Here is a 4,042-nt window from a genome sequence, read left to right as displayed (position 1 = left end):
GGAGTTGCGGGAGGGGTAGGGGTGGGGGGGCCTGCAGCGCCGTGGTCGGGTGCGGGTGAGTGGGGCTTCTCGCGCAGTTCCCCGCGCCCCTAAAAGCATCAGGCCCCTGCGGGCCTGAAAGACCACGGCCCTGCGGGCCTGAAAGACCACGGCCCCGCGGGCCTGAAGGGCCTCGGCCCCGCGGGCTTGAGAGGCAACGGGGCTGCGGGATGAAAAGCACGGGGCGCAGCCCCTGCTTTTCAGGGGCGCGGGGAACTGCGCGACCAGCCCCCACGCACCCGCACCCGACAGCGGCGCTCGAACGACCCCGGCGTCAGCCGCTACGCACCGGGCGGCGGCGGTGGCACGTGCCGCGGTCTGCCCGACCCACGCGTCAGCGTGTACCCGCCGATCCCCGCCAGCGCGGCCAGCGCCGCCCCCAATGCCGTCCACACCCAGCGATCGCTCCACCAGTCGGAGGCCCACCCGTCGTCGGGTTCGAGGGAGGAGAGGACCGCCCCGGCCGAGGAGTCCTCATCCTCCTGCCCGGACGCGACGGCGATCCCCGGCACCAACGGCTCCGCCAGCGACCCGTCGACCGCCGCCGACCCGCCGACGTCCTTGGAGTCGACCTCGACCTCCACGCCGACCGGCAGCCCCAGATCGGCCGTGGCCAGCCGGGTCGTGGTCAACCGGAGGTAGTACGTGCCCGGCAGCGGGTCGTCGGCCCACTCCTCCGACCACGCGCGAACCGTCCGCAGGGTGCAGGACAGCTCGACGGAGCCCGCCCCCGCCCCGGCGGTCCGGGTCTGCGCGCCGTACTGGCAGGCCTGACGGCGCCGCAGCCCGTCGTACACGTCGATCTGCCAGGTCGAGGAGGACTCGGCCCCCTCGGGCAGCTTGACGCTCGCCCGCACGGTGGGCCGTTGCCCCGCGTCGGCCGGGAACGACCAGTACAGGTAGTCACCGGTCGAGGCGCTCGCCGTCGCGGTCTGCCCCTGCTCGAACTCCGTGGCCGTACGGAAGGACGTGCCCGCCTCGGTGGGCGCGTCACCGCCGTCCGAGGGGCTCGCGGAGGGCGTGGAGTCGGCGACCGCAGGGGAGACGGCCAGACCCAGCGCCAGCAGCGCCGCGCTCAACACACGTGTGATCCGCATCAGTTGGTCCTCCAGACCGCGACCCGCCAGCGTGACAGCCAGCCCCACAGCACACCCGCGAGGAACCCGACGAGCACCAGCACACCGAGCAGCCACCAGCCGCGGCCGAGGCCGAAGGAGGCCACGTCGGAGGCCTGGTCGGGCCCGTCCACGACGTCGACGGTGATCTCCAGCGGCAGTCCGGGCGTCGTCTTCACACCGCTCGCGGGCGAGTAGGAGTGGGTCACCTGGAGGCAGACCGTCTCGGCGACGTCCTCATCCTCCTCGTCCTCGGCCTCCGGCTTCGGATGGCGCAGACCGGTGGAGATGACATCGGTACGGCCCGTGCCGGCCGCCTCGCCGCGTACGATCTCGCGGTTCTTCGTGGTCACGGCGCGCAGCAGCACCCCGTAGTCCGGGTTGACGTCACGGTCCGCCGCGACGCTCACCGAGGCCCGCAACTCCTGGCCCGGCTTCACGTCCACGCGGTACCAGCGCTGCTGCCCGAACTCCTCGCGGTCCGTGTAGAGACCGGAGGTCAGCGTGGGCGCCTGCGCGCACGCCTCGGCGCCCTCCACGGCCTTCGGCACCACCACGGGGTCGGCGGCCCGGTCGACCAACTGGTTCACGCGGTCGGTGAGTTCGTCACGGTGCTCGATCGAGGTGTACGTGCCGCCGGTCGCCTCGGCGATACAGCTCAACTGCAGTCGCATCTTGGCGTTCGGGACCAGGCCGAGCGTGTCGATGGTCAGGCCGATGCCCTTCGCCGCTATCTCACGGGCCACCTCGCACGGGTCGAGCGGGGCGCAGGTGTCCTCGCCGTCGCTGATCAGCACGATGCGCTTGGTGCCCTCGCCGCCCTCAAGGTCGTCGGCCGCCTTCAGCAGCGCGGGGCCGATCGGGGTCCAGCCGGTCGGCGCGAGCGTCGCCACCGCCGTCTTCGCCTCGGTGCGGTCCAGCGGTCCCACCGGGTAGAGCTGCGCGGTGTCCTTGCAGCCCGTCTTCCGGTCGTCGCCCGGGTAGTCGGCGCCCAGTGTGCGGATGCCGAGCTGTACCTCCTCGGGCGTGGCGTCCAGCACCTCGTTGAAGGCCTGCTTCGCCGCGGCCATGCGGGACTGGCCGTCGATGTCCTTCGCCCGCATCGAACCGCTGACGTCCAGCAGGAGGTTGACCTTGGGCGCGGTGGCCGTGGTCTCGTCGGCGACGGCCGTGGACGGGACCGCGATCCCGGCCGTCAGGGCGGCGAGCAGGGCGAACACCCCTGCTGCCAGCCGTTGTCTTGTGATCATCGGCGGATCCTATTGATCCGGAGGGTCGCGCTTCAAAACGAGACCCCCTGTCCACGAGCCGTTCACCGCAGCGGACTCGGCACCTCCGCCCAGATGTCGCCGGGCCGCTCCGGCGAAAGTCGCATCAGCGTCAACGCCTTCGTCGGTACCGGCCCCTCCAGCAACGTGCCCAGATCCGCGGTGCGCGGCAGATCCCGTACGGCGGCGGCGAGCGCCTCGCGCAGGGCGGGCGTCGAACCGGCCGTCGCGCCGAGCGTGCCCGTGATCAGGGCGCCGAACAGCTTGCGACGCAGGGTCGTCTCGTCGTCCGTGATGATGCGGCCGGTCATCGCGGGTGCCGTGATGCCGTGCCGGGCGAGGCGTGCCGGGCTGACCCGGATGTCCGCGAGGTCGCGGTAGACGATACGGCGGGGGGCACCCGACGGGGACAGGACCACCAGGAGGTTCTGGCCGTGCGCCTCCAGGGCCACGCCCAGGTCGAGCAACCGGAGGGAGACCGTGAGCGCGAGACGGGTGAAGTCCGCCAGCCAGGACGGCGACCGCGGCAGCTCGGTCGTCGCCAGGGCGGCCACCGGCAGGATCCGTTCACCGGCCGCCGTGTCCGCGTACGTGTCCGGTGACTCGCGCAGCACCGCCGCGAGATCCGGCGAACCGGCCGTGACCGCGCCGAGCGTCCGGGTCACGTGCAGCAGTCCTTCGGTGCGGGCCGCGACCTCGGCCATGAAGTCCGACACGATCGCCGAGGTCTCGATCGAGTAGACCGAGATGTCCCGCACGGAGGAGGTCAGCCGGGCGCTCAGCGCGGTCTTGACGTGCGGGCCGCCGTCCGCGAGGGCGAGGGTGCGCAGGGACATCAGCGGATGCGCCTCGATCACCTCCCCCAAGGGGCACTTGAGGACATGGGCCGCCTGCCACGGATGCACCGGGACCAGCACCCGTCCGCCGTCCCGCAGCGCCTCGGGCCATTCGCCGACGACCAGCGCGTCCTCGACGGGCGCCAGCCCCAGCCCTACGACCTGCCGGTGCTCCGGCCCGAAGGCGAGCTGGTCGCCCGCCGAGAAGCCGGGCCGGGAACGGCAGTTGGGGTGGAAGGGATGCCCGTCGACGATCGCCTGCTCCCACTCCCAGCCCGCCCTCGGGGACGGGTCGGCCGAAGGCGCGGCCGGAGAAACCTGGTTGGCGCGTGACAGGGCCAACGAGGCCACGCTGTGGTCGAGTTCGGCGGCGAACGCGGCGCTGTGCGGAACGGCCAGGGCGGTCATCAGCCGCGCCGGGCGGACGTACGGTCGCTCGTCGAGCCACACCTCCCCGACCCGGGCGGCGGTCCCGTACGGGTCCACGGCCGGGCCGTGCAGTCGGCGGCCGTCGGCGAGGTGGAGCGTGACCCCGTCCCCTCCGGCCGTCTCCCGCCGCACCACCCAGGGCAGTGGTTCGTGGACGAGGCCGCGCCACAGCCGGGACAGCACGGCCGCCCGGGCGCCGGGCAGCGCGCTCGTGTACGGCGGCGTCAGACCAGGGCGAACGGCGCCCAACTCGGCGCCGAGCGAGGCCTCGGCGTCGGCCTCGGCGCCGGCGTCGGCGTCGGCGTCGATCAAGGGGGGACGGGCCACGGAGGGGCTCCTCGGGTGCGGGTGCGGG

The 4,042-nt window shown here is 73.2% G+C and carries 3 protein-coding genes; all 3 read right to left on the bottom strand.

Translation table 11 applies throughout. The annotated features are described in order from the left end of the window. Window positions 1-320: 320 nt before the first annotated feature. Window positions 321-1,136 (bottom strand): hypothetical protein, encoded by an 816-nt coding sequence (locus P1P70_RS41715; RefSeq protein WP_319247278.1) that lies wholly within the window; start codon window positions 1,134-1,136, stop codon window positions 321-323. Continuing rightward, entirely contained in the window at window positions 1,136-2,404 is a 1,269-nt protein-coding gene (locus P1P70_RS41710) for a VWA domain-containing protein (protein WP_319247276.1), read from the bottom strand. The genes P1P70_RS41715 and P1P70_RS41710 overlap by 1 nt, the downstream gene beginning before the upstream one ends. A gap of 62 nt (window positions 2,405-2,466) precedes the next feature. Beyond that, window positions 2,467-4,014, bottom strand: coding sequence for an IucA/IucC family protein (locus P1P70_RS41705; protein WP_319247274.1), 1,548 nt, complete (start codon window positions 4,012-4,014; stop codon window positions 2,467-2,469). Window positions 4,015-4,042 lie beyond the last annotated feature (28 nt).

The organism is Streptomyces sp. MB09-02B, assembly GCF_033794485.1.
Classification (GTDB): Bacteria; Actinomycetota; Actinomycetes; order Streptomycetales; family Streptomycetaceae; genus Streptomyces.
This window is presented reverse-complemented; position numbering and strand designations above follow the sequence as displayed.

Bases quoted from the DNA above. Each gene is read 5' to 3' on its own strand.
- P1P70_RS41715 (WP_319247278.1), bottom strand. From the start codon at position 1,136: ATGCGGATCACACGTGTGTTGAGCGCGGCGCTGCTGGCGCTGGGTCTG.
- P1P70_RS41710 (WP_319247276.1), bottom strand. From the start codon at position 2,404: ATGATCACAAGACAACGGCTGGCAGCAGGGGTGTTCGCCCTGCTCGCC.